This window comes from Pedobacter sp. NEAU-ZC8 (genome assembly GCF_059278965.1).
Window position 1 is genome coordinate 218,646 of record NZ_JCAJXC010000001.1, and the last position, 17,189, is coordinate 235,834.

Below are 17,189 nucleotides of genomic sequence, written 5' to 3' on the forward strand. Positions count from 1 at the left end.
AAACAACAACTATGAATAACAAAAGAATGAAACCCTTCCTATTTACGATGCTGATGCTCGTCTGTAAGCTGTCGGTAGCTCAAAAACTTGAGCTCAAATCCCCGAATGGTAAGCTCAGTGCAGAAATTGAACTTACAAATGACATTTCTTATGCGGTATCTTATGCCGGTAAGCCATTGATTTCTGCAGCCAGGATAGCACTTCAGTTGAAAGGTGCAACCTTGGGCGTTAAACCAAAGCTCCGGAAGCAAAGTACCACTTCGGTGAAGAAGGCCTTGAGACCTGTAGTGCCCCTGAAATCCTCTACCATAAGTGATCAGTATAATCTGCTTAGATTAGATTTTGCGAACGACTATTCTGTAGAATTCCGCGCCTATGATGAGGGGATCGCTTACCGGTTCATTACCAGGAAAAAAGGCATGGTTGAAGTCATGGACGAGGAACTGTCGGTGCAGTTCCCTGCAGCTTATCAGTTGCATTTACAGCAAGCAAGCGGATTTAAAACTGCGTACGAAGAATCCTATACCCACCTCACATCAACCGAATGGAAAGCAACAGACAAGATGTCAACTTTACCCGTGCTTATTGATACCCGAAACAAGCATAAGGTTCTAATATCAGAATCCGATCTGGAAGATTATCCTGCGATGTTTCTGAAAGGCACTGGCCACAACGGCATGCAGTCAACCTTTCCGAAGGTGCCGCTTGAAGTTGAAGCGGAGGGAGACCGCAGTCAGAAGATCTTGAAGGAAGCAGATTACATTGCCAAAACAACTGGTACAAGAAGTTTTCCCTGGCGCTATTTGGTTGTTACGGAGAACGATGGACAGCTCATTACCAATACCATGACGAACAAGCTTGCCGCAGCAAGCCTGATCAAAGACCCAGCCTGGATCGAGCCCGGACAGGTAAGCTGGGAGTGGTGGAATGATGCCTCGCCTTACGGGCCGGACGTCAACTTTGTGTCGGGGTATAATCTGGCAACCTACAAGTACTACATTGATTTTGCAGCAAAGTATGGCATCAAATACATCATTATGGATGAAGGTTGGGCTAAGGATACCAAAAATCCTTTTGAACCTAATCCGGAGGTGGATCTGCAGGAATTATTAGCCTATGGTAAACAAAAGAATGTAGGCATCATTTTATGGCTGACCTGGCTTACGGTTGAAAACAACTTTGATCTATTTAAGACCTTCAGCGATTGGGGGGTAAAAGGGCTGAAGATAGACTTTATGGATCGCAGCGATCAGTGGATGGTAAATTATTATGAACGGGTGGCCAAAGAAGCGGCGAAACATAAGCTGTTTGTGGACTTCCACGGGTCATTCAAACCCGCAGGGCTGGAATACAAGTACCCAAACGTACTTTCCTATGAGGGCGTAAGGGGCATGGAACAGATGGGTGGGGCCAAACCTGACAATAGTGTCTATTTCCCGTTTATGCGCAATGCCGTTGGACCAATGGATTATACGCCTGGTGCCATGCTGAGCATGCAGCCTGAAGTTTACAGCGCAAAAAGGCCCAACGCCGCAAGCATCGGCACACGGGCTTATCAGATGGCCCTGTTTGTGATCTTCGAAAGTGGATTGCAGATGTTGGCGGATAACCCAACCTTATATTACAAAAATGCAGATTGTACCAGCTTTATTACGGACGTGCCGGTGACCTGGGATGAAACTCGTGTACTCGCAGCAGCAGCAGGGCAATATGCCATTGTAGCCAAACGAAAAGGAGCGCAGTGGTATATCGGGGGTATGACCAATAACCAGCAAGCTACACGCGAGTTTGACCTTAAACTTGACTTTCTGAAAGCAAACCAAACCTTTAACATGATTTCGTTTGAGGACGGCATCAATGCCGGCCGACAAGCAATGGACTACAGAAAACAGGAGCGTCCTGTAAAAGCGGGTGAAACCATCCATATCAAAATGGTAAGAAACGGCGGTTTCGCCGCTAAAATCAGTCAATAAAATAAGCCGACACCAAGAGCCGCCAAGTTGGTGGCTTTTGGTGTTTTAGCGTTTTTAAACCACTAACTTCCTTTACGTAACTGAGATATTATATTCGCATTTAACCACATACCTTATATTTGTGGGAAATAAGTTGAAATATGAACAACCTCCGGCCAGACCTCCTCGCAGATATCAATGCCGTGCAGAATATCCCTGCAATTCCCAACATTCTTGAAGTAATTTGTAAAAGCACGGGTATGGGCTTTGCTGCTGTGGCGCGGGTGACCTCAGAGCAATGGATTGCCTGTAGTGTGAACGATAAGATCAATTTCGGTCTGCAACCTGGAGGACAACTGGTACCTGAAACGACAATCTGCAATGAGATCCGGCAGAATGATAAGGCCATTATCATTAATCATGTTTCGCAGGACGCGGAGTTTTGCAACCATCATACGCCGAAGATGTATGGATTTGAAAGTTACGTTTCCATACCCATTTACCGGAAAGACGGCGCTTTCTTCGGCACTCTTTGTGCCATAGATCCTAAACCTGCACAGTTAGACAAAACGCAGGTATTTGAAATGTTCAGCCTCTATGCAGACTTGATATCCTTCTACTTAAGTGCCGCCCAACAGGTCGATACCTCGCAGAAAGAGCTTGCCGAGGAAAGAAAGATCGCCGAATTGCGAGATCAATTCATTGCGATTCTGGGCCATGATTTAAGGAATCCCCTTGGCGCAATAACCAGCAGCGCACAGCTCATGCTAAAGATGCCGCTTGATGATAGATTAACCAAGCTTGCCAGGATTGTTAAAAACAGCTCCTATCGGATTAATGGTCTGATTGAAAATGTGCTTGACTTTGCCCGAGGAAGGCTCGGAGAGGGCATTACTTTAGAAATGCAAATGGAGTACCTTGAAGATCCATTAAATCAGGTGATCACCGAACTACAGACCAGCTGGCCTGAATGTCAGATAAACTTTGAGGCACACCTGAAAACTCCTGTAAATTGTGACGCCAGACGCATCTCACAGCTATTCTCCAATCTTCTGGGGAATGCCCTGACACACGGTGATAAAACTGCTCCGATAGATGTTCTGGCTGATAGCAGAGAGGGATCGTTTATGCTGTCCGTTACCAACCGTGGATCGAAAATCCCCGATGCCGCGCTTAAACAACTCTTCCAGCCTTTTTCCCGAGGAAAGGTAAAAAAGGATCAGCAGGGGCTAGGTCTTGGACTTTATATCGCCTCGCAAATTGCAATTGCCCATGGTGGTATACTGAGCGTAGATTCCACAGATGAACAGACTTCGTTCAGCTTTAAACTGCCAGCTTAATCGCTGAAAAAAACTGGCAAAGGTTTGTTTATAGACAATAAATCCAAGAATTTTTAGTTATTTAGGAAACATAAGATACAAGCCTATGAAATGCCCTTCCTGTAGTGAAACTTTGTTAATGAGCGAGAAAACCGGTATAGAGATCGATTATTGTCCGAACTGTCGAGGCATTTGGCTCGACCGTGGAGAACTAGAAAAGATCATTGATCGTTCTGCGGATCATTATTCTAAAAAGGAGAACTATGACAAAGATTACGACAAGTATCAGCGGGGCGGTAGGGACAGCGATTATGAGAAACGTCATGGATATAAAAAGAAGTCATTCTTAGGTGATATCTTTGATTTCTAAATTTTATCCAGCGCCTGACGCTCTACTTTGCGTTCCTGTTTGTAAGTGCTGGGAGACATACCGGTCACATTCTTAAATTGTGTGGATAAGTGTGCGCTACTGCTATAGCCCATTTGCAGTGCGATTTCATTCATGTTCAGTTCACCATACTCCAGGAGTTCTTTTACCTTTTCAATTTTTTGCTGGATGATAAACTTTTCAATTGTTCTGTTTTCATGCTCAGAGAATAAACGACTCAGGTAGCTATAATCTTTGTGAAGTCGCTCGCTGAGTAGCGCCGAATAGTTCATGTTGATTTCAGCTCCATCACTATTATGGTGCACAATTTCAATAATGATGTTTCGTATCTGAGCAACAAGCTTGTTTTTCTCGCTATCGATAAGTTCAAAGCCTAAAAGATCAAGCGATGCGCCTATATCCAGCAATTGTTTTTCACTTGGCTCCGGCTCAATTTGAACCTGGCCAAGTGAAATGTTCAGAACCTCAAATCCCAGTTGTTCAAGTTGCTGTCGAACAACCATGATACATCGGTCACAAACCATATTTTTGATGTGTAAGATCATAATCGCTAATAGGATTGTCTCAGCCTGGTAGCCAGCTTTGTTCAGCTCAGCAATAACCTTCGAAGTATCAACCGCGGTGCTGCTTTTTATGGTTAATGTTTTATCAGGATTCTTTGTGTCAACTTCCCAATCTTCCACTTCTGTAATTCCATTAAGGAAAGGAGTTACTGTTGCTACACAATTACCACATTTGATGTTTGTTTTAAATTTATATGTTTCCATGTTGTTAGAATTAAAGTTATAATTTAACGAGTTTAAGTCGAAGGCTATTGGCAACTACAGATACCGAGCTTAGCGCCATTGCAGCTCCTGCAATCATTGGGTTCAGTAAAAAGCCGTATGCGGGGTAAAGTATTCCGGCCGCAATTGGGATGCCAATAAGATTGTAGATAAATGCCCAGAACAAGTTCTGCCGGATGGTTTTAACCGTCTGTTTAGATAGTTGTAGCGCACGTGGCACCTGCATTAAATCTGACCGCACCAAGGTAATATTTGCTACATCAATGGCGATGTCTGATCCTTTGCCCATGGCAATGGAAAAGTCGGCCAATGCCAGCGCCTGACTGTCATTTATACCATCACCAATCATTGCCACGGTCTTACCCTGGCCTTGCAGTACCTGCACAAAGCTTGCCTTATCTTCCGGGAGCATATTTGCTTTGAAGTGCTCCAAACCAACTTCTCGGGCTACCGCGGCGGCAGTTTGTTCGTTATCTCCCGTCAGCATGTACAGCTCAATATGCTGACGCTTCAAGGCTGCAATTGCCGCTGCTGAATTTGGCTTAATCTGGTCCGCAATACAGGCAAAACCTAGCAGTTGCTGCGCATCTGCAAAATAAATCAGCGTTTGAGCAGCTTCTTGTAGCGAAGTTTCTTGTTCAACCAGTACGTCGTCCAGCGAAATATTATTTTCCTGCAGCAGCTTGCGGTTTCCAACGAAATATTTTGTCCCATGGTAGCTTCCAAAAACCCCTTTTCCGGTAACACTCTGAAAATCTTCAATGCGGATGTTTTCTGTACTTAAAGGTTGCAGGAACTGCACAATGGCACCTGCAAGCGGGTGCTCTGATTGCTTTTCGAGGGCAAGCAGCACTTCATTGAGTTCGGCCTCCTGTCCCTTGGCATGTTCAAGATAGTATAGCTTGGAAACCTCCGGAGTACCCTGCGTAATTGTTCCGGTCTTGTCGAAAATTAACGCATTCACTTTGAGTCCGAGTTCCAGCGCTTCAGCATTTTTGATCAGGATGCCATGTTCAGCACCTTTACCAATTCCAACCATCAGCGCTGTAGGCGTGGCTAGTCCGAGTGCGCAAGGACAGGCAATTACCAACACCGTTACCATAGCAAGTATGCCTTGGGTTAGGGCATTGTCTCCACCGAGGATCATCCACAAAAACAGGGTAAGTAAGGCGATTCCCAAAACAACGGGGACGAAGATACCCGCTATTTTGTCGACAAGTTTCTGGATTGGTGCCTTTGAACCTTGTGCTTCCTGCACAAGCCTGATAATCTGTGCCAACATGGTTTCTGAACCCACTTTAGCAGCGATCATACGGAAGCTGCCCTTCTGGTTGATGGTGCCAGCGAATACACGATCATCTTTCCGCTTGGCCACCGCGACAGGCTCCCCAGTGATCATACTCTCATCAACATAGGAACTGCCCTCAAGCAGCTGTCCGTCTACCGGAACCTGCTGTCCGGGGCGAACCAGCACAACGTCGCCTGGTTTTACCTGATCAATATTGATTTCCCGTTCCGCACCTGCTTCTATCAGTATCAATGTTTTTGGCTGTAGACCCATCAGCTTCTTGATTGCCGTGGAGGTGTTGGCTTTTGCGCCAGATTCCAGTACTTTGCCCAGCATGATAAATACGATTACGACCGCTGCAGCTTCAAAATAGACGTGCGGATGTAGACCTCGTTCATGCCAGAAGGAAGGGTAGAAGGTGTTGAAAGTACTGAAGATATAGGCGGTTCCAGTACTTAAAGCAACTAAAGTGTCCATATTTGCCCGCCCATGCAGCGCCTGTTTATAGGCGTTGCTAAAGAATGACTGCCCGAAAAGGAACAGTACCGGTGTACTAAGCACAAACATAATGTAATTGGCATAGGCCAAATTCATCATAAACATACCGATGATGACAATCGGCAAGGTAAGTGCCGCAGCATAAATCAATCGTCGTTTAAGGTCTCTGTAATTTTGTTGCTGTAGCTCCTCTTGTTTCACTGCGCCATTATGATCATCCAGTATGAGGTCATATCCGGCATCCTGAACCGCCTTTTGCAGCAATTCAGGCTCAATGTATTTAGGGTTGTAGGTGACTTTAAGACTCTGGTTGGCATAGTTTACAGCAGCTTCCTCCACACCTGCCAACTTGGTCAGGCTTTGTTCTACACTCTGTGCGCAGCCTGCACAGGACATACCAAGTACTGGTAAATTCAGCGTATTGATGTCTTTCGTTGATCCCATAACAATTATATTTCCCCAAAATTAAGTATATCGGCGGTGCCAGTTTTACAGGATTCTGTGTTATTTATTTAAAATTTTGCGATCTCCAACTTAAAGGTGGAAAGCACATTTCGCCCAGCCTTCATGTGTGGGTAGTCTAACGAAACCTGATGGCTACATTTAAAACCGTAATGCTCATAAAACTTTCTAGCCTTACTCTCCGCCATAACGTTCATCCAGATTATACGCTTGCTTTTGGCCTTGGCCTGATCAAAGACGAATTGAAGGGCATGGTGGCCAATACCTTTTCCGGTATGTGCCTGTAACAAATAGATCTTGTTCAATTCAAGGCAATCTTCGGGACTGTAGGGTGCAAGTCGATTCTCCCGGAGCTTAAGATAGCCAACCGGCGTTGCTAAATGATAAATAAGATAGTAAGCCGCAGTGGATTTTTGGAGTTCATTCTCAAAGATGTCCCTGGTGTAAAAACGTGCTAAATATGCTTGACCCTGATCTTCCCAGATGTCTGAATAATGTTCATGATAAGATTGTACCGCTATGCTATGAAGTATTTCACAGTGATCAACACTGCAATGCTGAAATGTTATTAAATCTGATCCGGGCATAAGATGGGTAAAGATATGGAAAAAGGAAATCCATAGCAGGCCTTAGAAATCTTGGTGAAAATACAGCATTTCAATGGTGAAATACGTGTTTACGCACTGTATATTAAGTCCTTCCAAAAGTAAGGTGTAAATTTGTGGGAAGATTTATTCGCTGAATCGAATGTTTAATTTCTCAAAAAAAAGGCAAATACTACATCCATTTGTTGGATTGCGTTTTATAGTATAAATTTAGATTAACATGACGGGGGATCTATTTAAAATTTAATACCATCACATTGGATAGGACTATAAATAACAGGGAACAGGTTATTGAACTTTTAAATAAGCGGATTGAAACTTCTAAAGGCACACCTGAGGGTGCAGACACCAACATTTCCGATTATGAAATTTCTGTATTACTCAATGAACTACAGATATTTCAGCTGGAGCTGGAGATGCAGAACGAAGAGCTAAAAGTGTCGTACCAGCTACTTGAAGCCGAACGGGCAAAACTTGCGGGCTTCTTTAACCACGCGCCAGTGGGCTTTTTCATTCTGGATAGTATCGGCTTTATATCCGAGGCCAATCAAACTGGGGCGGACCTGCTTAAGGTTCAGCGAAAAGCATTATTCAATAGACGTTTTCATAGTTTTTTCGAGGGCAACAACCTCAGTGCATTCAGCAAGTTCCTGGATAAAGTTGCCAATTCCCAGCAGCGACAATACGTTGAACTCAGCCTGTTTCCAGAGCAAAAGTATGCATTCTATGCACGCCTTGAAGGGGTGGCAATTCTAGACCCTGTTACGGAAAAACTGCAGTTCTACATCACAGTGGCCGATAATACTGAAAGCCGGGAGGCCCAGCAAAAGCTTTTAGATACAAGTCACCGTTTAGCCATGACCCTGAATGCTTCAGACACGGGTACATGGACTATGAACTTCAAACGCCAACGCATTTTCCTGGATGAATACAGCAATTCCATCTTTGAAATCGAACCAGGTACTTTCGATGGCCGCATTCGAAATTTCCTCTCCTTTATTCATCCAAAAGATCGGAGCCGGGTCACCCAGGTTTTTGATTTTACGGCGGCCCCGTTTGGCAAACTGGATATCGAATTTGAAATTATCACCAGAAATGGGAAACATAAGGTCATTTACGCTCAGGGTAACGAAATCCAAGGGTTAGATGAACAGTCTTATTTCGCAGGTATCATCATGGATATCACAGAAAAAACAAATCTTGCTAAGGAGGCGGTAAGGCTGCAGGAAGAAAATCAGCGAAACATCCTATCGGCTACATTCAATGCCCAGGAGAAGGAACGCCTGCAGATCAGCAGCGCCTTGCACGACAGTATCTGTCAGATTCTTTATGGTATAAAGATCAACCTGCAAAACATTCAGCGCAGCCACAATATGAACACAGAGTTTAAAAATGTGAACCTGCTGTTGGACCAGGTCATTCGCGAAACCCGGGAAATGTCCTATGAGCTTACCCCCTCTGTACTTCGCGATTTCGGCTTCGCTGCCGGTATACAGGAGCTCGGAAACCGGCTAAGTATTCCAGGATTTAAGATTGTCACAGACATCAATGCGGATTTCAGCAGCCTTAACGACGAGAAGCAACTTTACCTTTTCCGTATTATTCAGGAGTTGATTAATAATTGCATGAAACATGCAGAGGCGAGCCTGGCAGAAATAAAAATGTTTGAAAAAGACGGTTGGCTAAATTTGACCTTTAAAGATAATGGGAAGGGTTTTGGTGTCAAAGTAGAGCGCTCATTGTTAAACGGTTCCGGACTTAGAAGTATTAAAAACAGGATCTTTCTTTTAAATGGTGAAATGGAACTTCAGAGCTCAAGTTTGGGAACAATTATAGAAATTAGAATAAAATATGATAATTTACCGCACAATTAATAACTTTCTTTGTTATAGAGAGGTTAATTAGCGCTCCGCAGGAAAAAAAGAATAAATTAAACAAAGAATGATACAAGTTTTATTAGCAGAAGATCACAACATAGTTCGTAACGGCATTAAGATGTTACTGGGTTCCGATAAAGAGATCCATGTAGCCGGCGAGGCCACCAATGGAAAGGAAGCTTTAGACTTTATTTCCGGTAACGAAGGAATTGATGTGATTCTTGCTGATATTAATATGCCGGAGCTTGATGGCATTTCACTGATTAAAGAAGCTCACAATTTAAAACCAGACATCAAGGTGGTGATTTTGTCGATGCATGACAACGACAAGTATGTGTCCCAGGCCTTCCAGGAAGGTGCATCAGGTTACCTGCTGAAAAGTGTCAGTGCAGACGAAATGATCTTCTCACTGAAACATGTAAAAGCAGGAGGGAAGTATCTATGCTCCGAGCTCTCCATTAAGATGCTCGAAAAACTGAGCCAGAAGAGTGTTAACTCAGTTTCCGAAAATGTTTCCAATATTGAGTTCTCTATGCGTGAGATTGAAGTTTTACATCTTATTGCCGACGGACTTACCAATAGTGAAATGTCTGAAAAACTATTTCTAAGTAAACGTACCATAGAAGGTCACAGACAAAGTTTGATTGAGAAAACCGGTTCAAAAAACACTGCTGCGCTAATCCGCTATGCTGTTCTGAATGGTATAATTAATTAAATGGCTGATTTCAAGTAAATACCGCTTTATATTATCGTACAATTACTGTTAAGTCTTAACCGCAACAGCCGTAATTTTGTAATATAATTATTCTAGAAATCTAATCTATGAGTAGAATCTTAGTTCTTGATGACGACAAGGATCTTCTTGGCGTCATGAAAGAAATCCTATCCCTCAATGGGTTTGAGGTTGTAACCTCAGCGCCAACTTACGACATCAATGAATTGATAACAATTCATCACCCTGACCTGATCATCATGGATTACCTGATGAATGATGTTAATGGTGGTGAATTGTGTTCCGTGTTAAAGAATGACCTGACCACCCAACATATACCGGTGATCCTGCTGTCAGCCTATGACCGCATCATACAGTCTTTAGGAGATTATGGCTGTGACCTGTTCGTGGCCAAACCAATTGAATTCTCAACGCTGGTTTATCACATCAATAACCTACTCCCAAAGGGAAAAGATTATGAATATCACTAAAGCTCTTGAAAGATGGCTTGCATATTCATATCAAAAGATCTGGGATAACGGTAGAATAGCTAAACGGCCTGTCTGGCTGATCTGGCTTATGCCGATAATTTTGTGTGCCTTGGGTACCTGGTTTAAGGTCAGTGTGCTCGATTCCGGTTCTCCGCCCTTTCTGGTATTTTTCGTAATTCTTACCCTCACAACTTGTTATGGTGGTATCCGTGGCGCATTCATTGGTACGGTAATAACAACTGCCTTCGCCTTGCTACTGCACTTCTTCTGGATGAAAGGAGAGGAGTTGATCCGGGTGTTCAGCTTTTTACAGGTGCTGCTTTACTTCTGTCAGTGTATCTTTCTCACTGCTTTGTTGCATCGTTTTCACCGAAATGAACAGCGCTGTGCCATTCAGTATAATGAAGCATTGAAAGCTAAGCAGGAAATTCAGGAACGTGAGAAGATCCATGAAGATTTTGTACATATGGCAACTCATGAGCTTAAAGCTCCAGTGACGGTGCTAAAAGCCTACCTCCAACTCGCGGAGATGAAAATCAAGATGCCGGAAATTGCCTCAGCTGAGCCTGAAGGAAAGGCGCTGCCAGAGTTTATGGCCCTGGTGTCGAAGATGAACTTTCAACTGGATAAATTGGTATCCTTGATCAATGATCTCCTGGAATCCACGCGGATTAAGGCAGGTGCACTAAATTGCCACATGGAGCCTTTTGATATTGTCCGTTGTTTGCACGATTGTGTTGAAGGATTTAAAGCTGCAGAACCTGAAGCTTTCCTAGATTGTAGTTTACCGTCAGGTAAAGTAATGGTCAACGGGGATGAATCCCGTATAGAACAGGTAATCTTAAATCTCTTAAGTAATGCGGTGAAGTATTCACCAGGAAAAGCCAGCGTTCATGTAAGCTGTGAACAAATCGATAGCCGTGTGTACATCAGGATAAAGGATCAGGGCATGGGCATACCTGATGATATGAAGAAGTCGGTATTCACCCGTTTTGTTCGTGTTAAATCTCCTGATATGAACAAGTTGCCAGGTCTTGGGCTTGGATTGTACATCTGTGCTGAGATCATTAATGTGCATGGCGGCGAGATTGATGTGGAAAGTGTGCTTGGAATGGGTTCAACCTTTTGGTTTGCGCTGCCGGTACCAAATTGACCATAATATTTTTTTTCATATCTTTCTTTAATTTATATTACATCCAACTAAACGCTTTAGATCAATTACATGAAAAAGATTACGCTCCTATTGTTATTCGTTACCATCACGCTGTCCTGCTTTGCGCAGGCTAAGGATGCCATTGTTGGTCGCTGGGTGAACTCCTCCGGTGAAGCCCATGTCGACATCTACAAAAAAAATGAGAAATTCTATGGCAAGATCGTCTGGCTTAAAAATCCTAAGGATGAAAAAGGGAATACTAAAACGGACCTTCGGAATCCCGACGAAAGCCTGCGCACAAAATCTGTGATAGGCCTTGAGATCTTAAAGGACTTCGTCTATGAGGATGGCAAATGGAGCGATGGCAAAATCTATGATCCAAAGTCTGGCAAGACCTATAGCTGCAACATCAGCCAGAAAGGAAACGGTGATCTCAACATCCGTGGATATATTGGCATATCAATTATCGGTAGAACCGAAGTCTGGAAAAAAGTTAAATCATGAGAGCCTTTTTAATCCTTCTTTTATTTCCCTTTATCGCCACAGCACAACAGTTTACCTTAGTGCCTTTAAACAGTGGTACAAACACGAGTATTCGCGGCCTTGCCGTTGTAGATGATCAGGTAGCCTGGGTGAGCGGTAGCAACGGTCATGTAGGTAGAACCCTGGATGGAGGTAAAAGCTGGACCTGGACCAAACCTGCTGGCTACGACAGCCTCGACTTCCGTGATATTGAAGCCTTTGATGCCCAGAAAGCCATTATTGTAAATGCAGGCTCACCTGCCTTTGTGCTGCATACCGCAGACGGCGGAAAGAACTGGCAACAATCCTATGTGAATAGGGATTCCGCCATCTTCCTCGATGGTATGGATTTCTGGAATGCAGACCGCGGGATCATTTTCGGTGACCCGATCAAAGGGAAACTACAGCTTCTCTACACCGGTACAGGTGGTGCAAGCTGGGACGATATCTCCTCAAAATTAAAATACAAAATGGCGATGGGTGAAGCTGGCTTCGCCGCTAGTGGTTCTACCATCAAGACCTTAGAAAATGGTAAAGTGTGGATCGCGACAGGTGGCGCAAAAGCCAACATCTACTATTCTTCAAACTACGGCAAACGCTGGAAGCGCTATTCAAACCCAATCATCCAGGGATTGAACAGTACCGGTGCTTTCTCGATCGACTTCTTTGACGCAAAGAACGGGATCGTGGTTGGTGGTGATTATCTGAAAGACCAGGAAAGTACGAACAATGCACTGTACACCACAGATGGAGGTAAAACCTGGTCGAAGCCGCAGACCTCCGTATCCGGTTATCGCTCTGCGGTAATATATGTAAACCAAAGCACCTGCATCGCTGCAGGCTCTTCAGGAGTGGACGCATCTACCGACGGCGGTAAGACCTGGAAAAAGATCTCCGACCTGAATATCAATGCCGTTACCAAAGCAAAGTCGGGCAACCTGGTTCTTCTGGCAGGTAATAAAGGCAACATCTACAGGCTAGATATCCAACCATAAACACCTATAGCTGCTAAAATATGAAAGTCAATACCGTTTCCTTCTTGCGAACCTTAGTTAGTGCCGCAATTTTTATCCTTTCTAGTATATCCCTTCAAGCGCAAACACCGGTTTCCAAACACGGTCAACTTAAAGTTCAAAATGGCCTAATGCTGAACAGCAGGGATGAAGCGCCACAACTGCATGGTATAAGCCTCTCCTGGAGCATCTGGGCTGGGCGGAAGTACTACAACCCTGATGTCGTGAACTGGCTGGCAGATGATTTCAAGATCAGTTTGTTAAGGGTTTCCATGGCTGTAGAGCCAGACAGTGGTTACCTGAAAGATCCCGTGGCACAGGAAAAGCTGGTCACTGGGGTCGTGGATGCGGCCATTAAGAAAGGCCTGTATGTGCTTATTGACTGGCACGATCATCACGCGGATAAAAATCTTCAGCAATCAAAGGTTTTTTTCGCTAAAATGGCTCAACGCTATACCGGTGTACCAAATGTGATTTATGAAGTCTGGAATGAGCCAGAGAAAGAAGAATGGCCTACCATAAAGAATTATGCAATTGAAGTCATCAAAGTGATCCGCAAGTACGATCAAAAGAACATCATTGTGGTTGGTAGCCCTTTTTGGGACCAGCATGTCGATGTTGCAGCAAAAGATCCGATTACGGGTCAAAACAATATTGCTTATTCTTTCCACTTCTATGCCTCAGACAATAATCACCAGGAAGGCTTAATGGCCAGGGCTGATGAGGCCATCCGATTGAAACTGCCGCTGTTTGTAACAGAATGGGGGGTAGGCGAGGCCAATGGAGATGGTATTTTTGATCAGCAAAGAAATGCCAAATGGATGAACTGGATGGAAAAAAACCAGTTAAGTTGGGCAAACTGGAACATCACGGATAAGAAAGAGACTACCGCAATCCTGATGCCTGGCGCAAATACAAAAGGCAAATGGAGCATGGCGGAGCTTACACCTGCCGGTCAGTATATTCGTGCGAAGCTGATTGAACTCCATTCAAAATAGCCTTCCGATAATTCAAAACGAAGCGCCCTGCAACTGGTCTCAACCGAAGGTTGATTTTAGTCGCAGGGCGCTTCGTTGTTTATAGCTGCTATATAAATACCCTGGTTCCGGCAAAGTTTTCCCGGAATTCCTTAGGCGTGCAATGTTTCTTTTTCTTGAAAAAGCGGTTGAAGTTTGAGATATTATTGAACCCGCAGTTATAGGAAATCTCTGCAATGGAGTGGGTGGTCTCTATTAACATTCTGGTGGCATGACCCAAACGAATCTCATTTAAACTGTCAATGAAAGTATTGCCTGTTCGTTTTTTGATAAAGCGGCTGAAGCTTACCTCAGTCATGTTTACCAGCTTAGCCAAATCTTTCAGTGAAATTGGCTTGTGAAAGTTGGCATTCATAAACTCATAAGCTTTATCAATTCTCCTGCTGTTATAATTCAGAACCTGCGCGTTGTTAAAGGTTACATCGGAGAGTATACGCATGGACTTCGAAGTACTTAACTCATGCAGAATGCTCATCAATTCCAACACCGAATCAAAGCCCTGCATCTGATTGATCGCAAGTAGCCGGGCTGCAACGGACTCTGCTGTTGCTCTTGGAAATAATATGCCTCTTACCGAGCGATCAAACATCCTGCGAATAAAGCTCAGCTGATTCCGCTTCAGGAATTTGTCGTCGAACAAGTCTTTGTGCCATTGGATGGTGACTTCCGTGATATTTTCACTTGTGCAGTTATGGCTGAGCCAAACATGCGATAAGTTAGGTCCTACAAGTACCAGTTCCAGGTCATCAATTTCTTCAACATTATCTCCAACAATGCGTTTGGCCCCTTTTGCATTTACAATCAGGTTCAACTCGAATTCTTCGTGAAAATGCAAGGGGAAGTTAAACTCACTTTTTACCCTCGAAAAAATGGTAAAGCAATCATTTTGGGTAAGCGGAGTGATCTCTTTGATGATATTGTTCATACAGTTTGGTTAGAAGTAATCTGTTCCTGGTTAAAAGATCATTGGTACAAATAAAATAAAAATTTTTAACCATGACGAATACGCAACACGATTATAAGAGCTCCCATTAAAAATATCGATGTGAATTGGTTAAAATAGTATTACCATGCATGTAACTTCGATCTCTAATTTAGACCCCTATACCAAATAACCGAATTCTGTATGATCAACAACTTACCATTCCTCTCGCGCTTTTTTTTGAATGTGCAGACAAGCCTGGATCAAGACCAATCATTGAGGCTAAACAAACGCCTGGTAATCAAGTCTTAGTTCCATAGCATCCAAACCCGTATGAACCTACAATTAATTGATATTTCTATGCTGTTGCTGTATCTGGCAACAATGATTTTCATTGGCTTTTGGTATCGTAAGAAAGCCAAGACTGATAAGGAAAGTTACCTCTTGGGTTCCAAATCACTGCCCTGGTATAAATTGGGACTAAGCGATGCATCAGACATGTTCGACATCAGTGGTACGATGTGGATGGTTGCATTATGTTTTGTTTATGGATTGAAGAGCATCTGGATTCCATGGCTCTGGCCGGTTTTCAACCAGGTCTTCATGATGATGTTCCTCAGTAAGTGGCTGCGCAGAAGTAATGCCAACACGGGAGCAGAATGGTTGCAAACCCGTTTTGGCTTAACTGGGAAAGGTGTTACCGCCTCACACATTGTGGTGATCGCATTTGCCTTGTTAAGCTGTTTCGGATTTCTCGCCTACGGATTCATCGGCCTGGGTAAATTCATGGAAATCTTTATTCCCTGGGATCTAGTCAAAGCCTACGTGCCTTTTGATGTTGCACCGAAGTACGTGCCACATGTTTATGGTATCACCTTTACCTTGTTTGCAATGTTCTATTCGATCCTGGGCGGACTTCACAGCATTGTGCTGGGTGATATGATCAAATACGCAATCATGACGGTTGCATGTATGTCTATCGCCGTAATTGCCATGTCGCATTTGGATGGACAAACACTAAATGTTCCCGAAGGCTGGCACAACCCATTTTTTGGATGGAGGCTGGATCTGGATTGGACCGGCATCGCTGAAGATGCAAACAAAAAAATTGAGGAAGACGGTTTCAGTCTTTTCAGCCTTTTCTTCGGCATGATGTTGCTTAAAGGGGTGTTTGCTTCGCTTGCCGGACCTGCGCCAAACTACGATATGCAGAAGGTCTTAAGTACCAGAAGTCCAAAGGAAGCCAGCAAGATGACCGGCTTTGTAAGCATTATTTTGCTTCCAATCCGTTATTCCATGGTCATTGGACTAACGGTGCTGGCGTTGTTGTACTATGACCGATTGAACCTGAAAGGCCCGGGTGGCATGACAGACTTCGAAATGATCCTACCTGCCGCGATCAATACTTTTCTACCTACAGGCGTCTTAGGTCTGGTACTTACCGGCCTTTTAGGTGCATTCATGGGGACTTTTAGTGGAACGCTGAATGCTGCTCAGGCCTATATCGTAAACGATATCTATCTAAAATACTACAATCCAAATGCTAGTACCAGGAAAGTGATCTCCATGAATTACATCGTGGGGGTAGCCGTGGTGTTCATCGGGATCGGACTAGGCCTGATGGCCAACAATGTAAATGACATCCTGCAGTGGATTGTTGGTGGACTGTATGGTGGCTACGTTGCTTCCAACTGTTTAAAGTGGTACTGGTGGCGTTTCAATGCAAACGGATTTTTCTGGGGCATGGCCGTAGGAATTGTCGCAGCATTATTGATGCCATACTTCACCACTGGTTTACCGCTATACTGGTGGCCACTGTTATTCGTGCTTTCACTCACAGGAAGCATCATTGGCACCTATGCAACAGCAGCAACGGACATGAAGGTACTGAAGTCCTTCTACAAGACTGTACGTCCATGGGGTTTCTGGGGCCCTGTCCATGCAGCAGTTGTTGCTGAAGACCCCTCGTTTCTCGCAAACAAACGCTTTAAGCTGGATATGTTCAACGTGGTGCTCGGTATTATTGCGCAGCTCTGTCTGACCATCCTGCCAATGTATTTCATTTTAAATATGCAAATCCCACTATGGATCACCATTGCTGTTCTCGCAGTGTTGATTGCAGTCCTGAAACGAACCTGGTGGAACAAATTAGAAGATTAAGAATC

At 44.0% G+C, this 17,189-nt stretch carries 15 protein-coding genes; 11 read left to right on the top strand and 4 right to left on the bottom strand.

Going from position 1 to position 17,189, the window contains the following annotated elements; all coding sequences use genetic code 11:
* The first annotated feature begins 11 nt into the window (after positions 1 to 11).
* The 3 genes from AC5WJX_RS01015 to AC5WJX_RS01025 all read left to right on the top strand — a co-directional run bounded on the left by AC5WJX_RS01015 (position 12) and on the right by AC5WJX_RS01025 (position 3,641).
* Positions 12 to 1,973: a glycoside hydrolase family 97 protein gene (locus AC5WJX_RS01015; RefSeq protein ID WP_494482978.1), complete on the top strand. Its 1,962-nt coding sequence runs from the start codon at positions 12 to 14 to the stop codon at positions 1,971 to 1,973.
* 140 nt (positions 1,974 to 2,113) lie between these two features.
* Positions 2,114 to 3,292, top strand: coding sequence for a GAF domain-containing sensor histidine kinase (locus tag AC5WJX_RS01020; RefSeq protein ID WP_494482979.1), 1,179 nt, complete (start codon positions 2,114 to 2,116; stop codon positions 3,290 to 3,292).
* An 85-nt stretch (positions 3,293 to 3,377) separates the two neighbouring features.
* Entirely contained in the window at positions 3,378 to 3,641 is a 264-nt protein-coding gene (locus AC5WJX_RS01025) for a TFIIB-type zinc ribbon-containing protein (protein ID WP_494482980.1), read from the top strand.
* Here the strand turns inward: AC5WJX_RS01025 and AC5WJX_RS01030 are convergent.
* The 3 genes from AC5WJX_RS01030 to AC5WJX_RS01040 form a co-directional block, all read right to left on the bottom strand.
* Positions 3,638 to 4,426, bottom strand: coding sequence for an AraC family transcriptional regulator (locus AC5WJX_RS01030; RefSeq protein ID WP_494482981.1), 789 nt, complete (start codon positions 4,424 to 4,426; stop codon positions 3,638 to 3,640). The two genes, AC5WJX_RS01025 and AC5WJX_RS01030, sit on opposite strands and share 4 nt — an antisense overlap.
* Positions 4,427 to 4,442: 16 nt before the next feature.
* Positions 4,443 to 6,674: a heavy metal translocating P-type ATPase gene (locus AC5WJX_RS01035; protein ID WP_494482982.1), complete on the bottom strand. Its 2,232-nt coding sequence runs from the start codon at positions 6,672 to 6,674 to the stop codon at positions 4,443 to 4,445.
* 68 nt (positions 6,675 to 6,742) lie between these two features.
* Positions 6,743 to 7,279, bottom strand: a complete 537-nt coding sequence (locus AC5WJX_RS01040; RefSeq protein WP_494482983.1) for a GNAT family N-acetyltransferase — start codon at positions 7,277 to 7,279, stop codon at positions 6,743 to 6,745.
* A gap of 275 nt (positions 7,280 to 7,554) precedes the next feature.
* On the opposite strand from AC5WJX_RS01040, the gene AC5WJX_RS01045 reads away from it, so the two are divergent.
* The 7 genes from AC5WJX_RS01045 to AC5WJX_RS01075 all read left to right on the top strand — a co-directional run bounded on the left by AC5WJX_RS01045 (position 7,555) and on the right by AC5WJX_RS01075 (position 14,063).
* A complete protein-coding gene (locus AC5WJX_RS01045; RefSeq protein WP_494482984.1) occupies positions 7,555 to 9,171 on the top strand; it encodes a PAS domain-containing sensor histidine kinase in 1,617 nt (538 codons plus the stop codon).
* A gap of 67 nt (positions 9,172 to 9,238) precedes the next feature.
* Entirely contained in the window at positions 9,239 to 9,889 is a 651-nt protein-coding gene (locus tag AC5WJX_RS01050; RefSeq protein ID WP_440429956.1) for a response regulator, read from the top strand.
* Positions 9,890 to 9,996: 107 nt separating this feature from the next.
* A complete protein-coding gene (locus AC5WJX_RS01055; RefSeq protein WP_494482985.1) occupies positions 9,997 to 10,377 on the top strand; it encodes a response regulator in 381 nt (126 codons plus the stop codon).
* On the top strand, positions 10,364 to 11,530 hold the full coding sequence (locus AC5WJX_RS01060) for a sensor histidine kinase (RefSeq protein WP_494482986.1): 1,167 nt from the start codon (positions 10,364 to 10,366) through the stop codon (positions 11,528 to 11,530). Before AC5WJX_RS01055 ends, AC5WJX_RS01060 begins: the two co-directional genes overlap by 14 nt.
* 69 nt (positions 11,531 to 11,599) lie before the next feature.
* The gene (locus AC5WJX_RS01065; RefSeq protein ID WP_494482987.1) at positions 11,600 to 12,034 is read left to right on the top strand and encodes a DUF2147 domain-containing protein; all 435 of its coding nucleotides are present in this window, start codon (positions 11,600 to 11,602) and stop codon (positions 12,032 to 12,034) included.
* Positions 12,031 to 13,047, top strand: a complete 1,017-nt coding sequence (locus AC5WJX_RS01070; protein ID WP_494482988.1) for a WD40/YVTN/BNR-like repeat-containing protein — start codon at positions 12,031 to 12,033, stop codon at positions 13,045 to 13,047. The genes AC5WJX_RS01065 and AC5WJX_RS01070 overlap by 4 nt, the downstream gene beginning before the upstream one ends.
* 20 nt (positions 13,048 to 13,067) lie before the next feature.
* Positions 13,068 to 14,063, top strand: a complete 996-nt coding sequence (locus AC5WJX_RS01075; RefSeq protein ID WP_494482989.1) for a glycoside hydrolase family 5 protein — start codon at positions 13,068 to 13,070, stop codon at positions 14,061 to 14,063.
* A gap of 88 nt (positions 14,064 to 14,151) precedes the next feature.
* Here the strand turns inward: AC5WJX_RS01075 and AC5WJX_RS01080 are convergent, their stop codons facing one another.
* Positions 14,152 to 15,027, bottom strand: a complete 876-nt coding sequence (locus tag AC5WJX_RS01080; protein WP_440429947.1) for an AraC family transcriptional regulator — start codon at positions 15,025 to 15,027, stop codon at positions 14,152 to 14,154.
* 330 nt (positions 15,028 to 15,357) lie between these two features.
* Between AC5WJX_RS01080 and AC5WJX_RS01085 the strand changes: the two genes are divergently transcribed.
* Entirely contained in the window at positions 15,358 to 17,184 is a 1,827-nt protein-coding gene (locus AC5WJX_RS01085; protein ID WP_440429946.1) for a sodium:solute symporter family protein, read from the top strand.
* Positions 17,185 to 17,189: the final 5 nt, after the last annotated feature.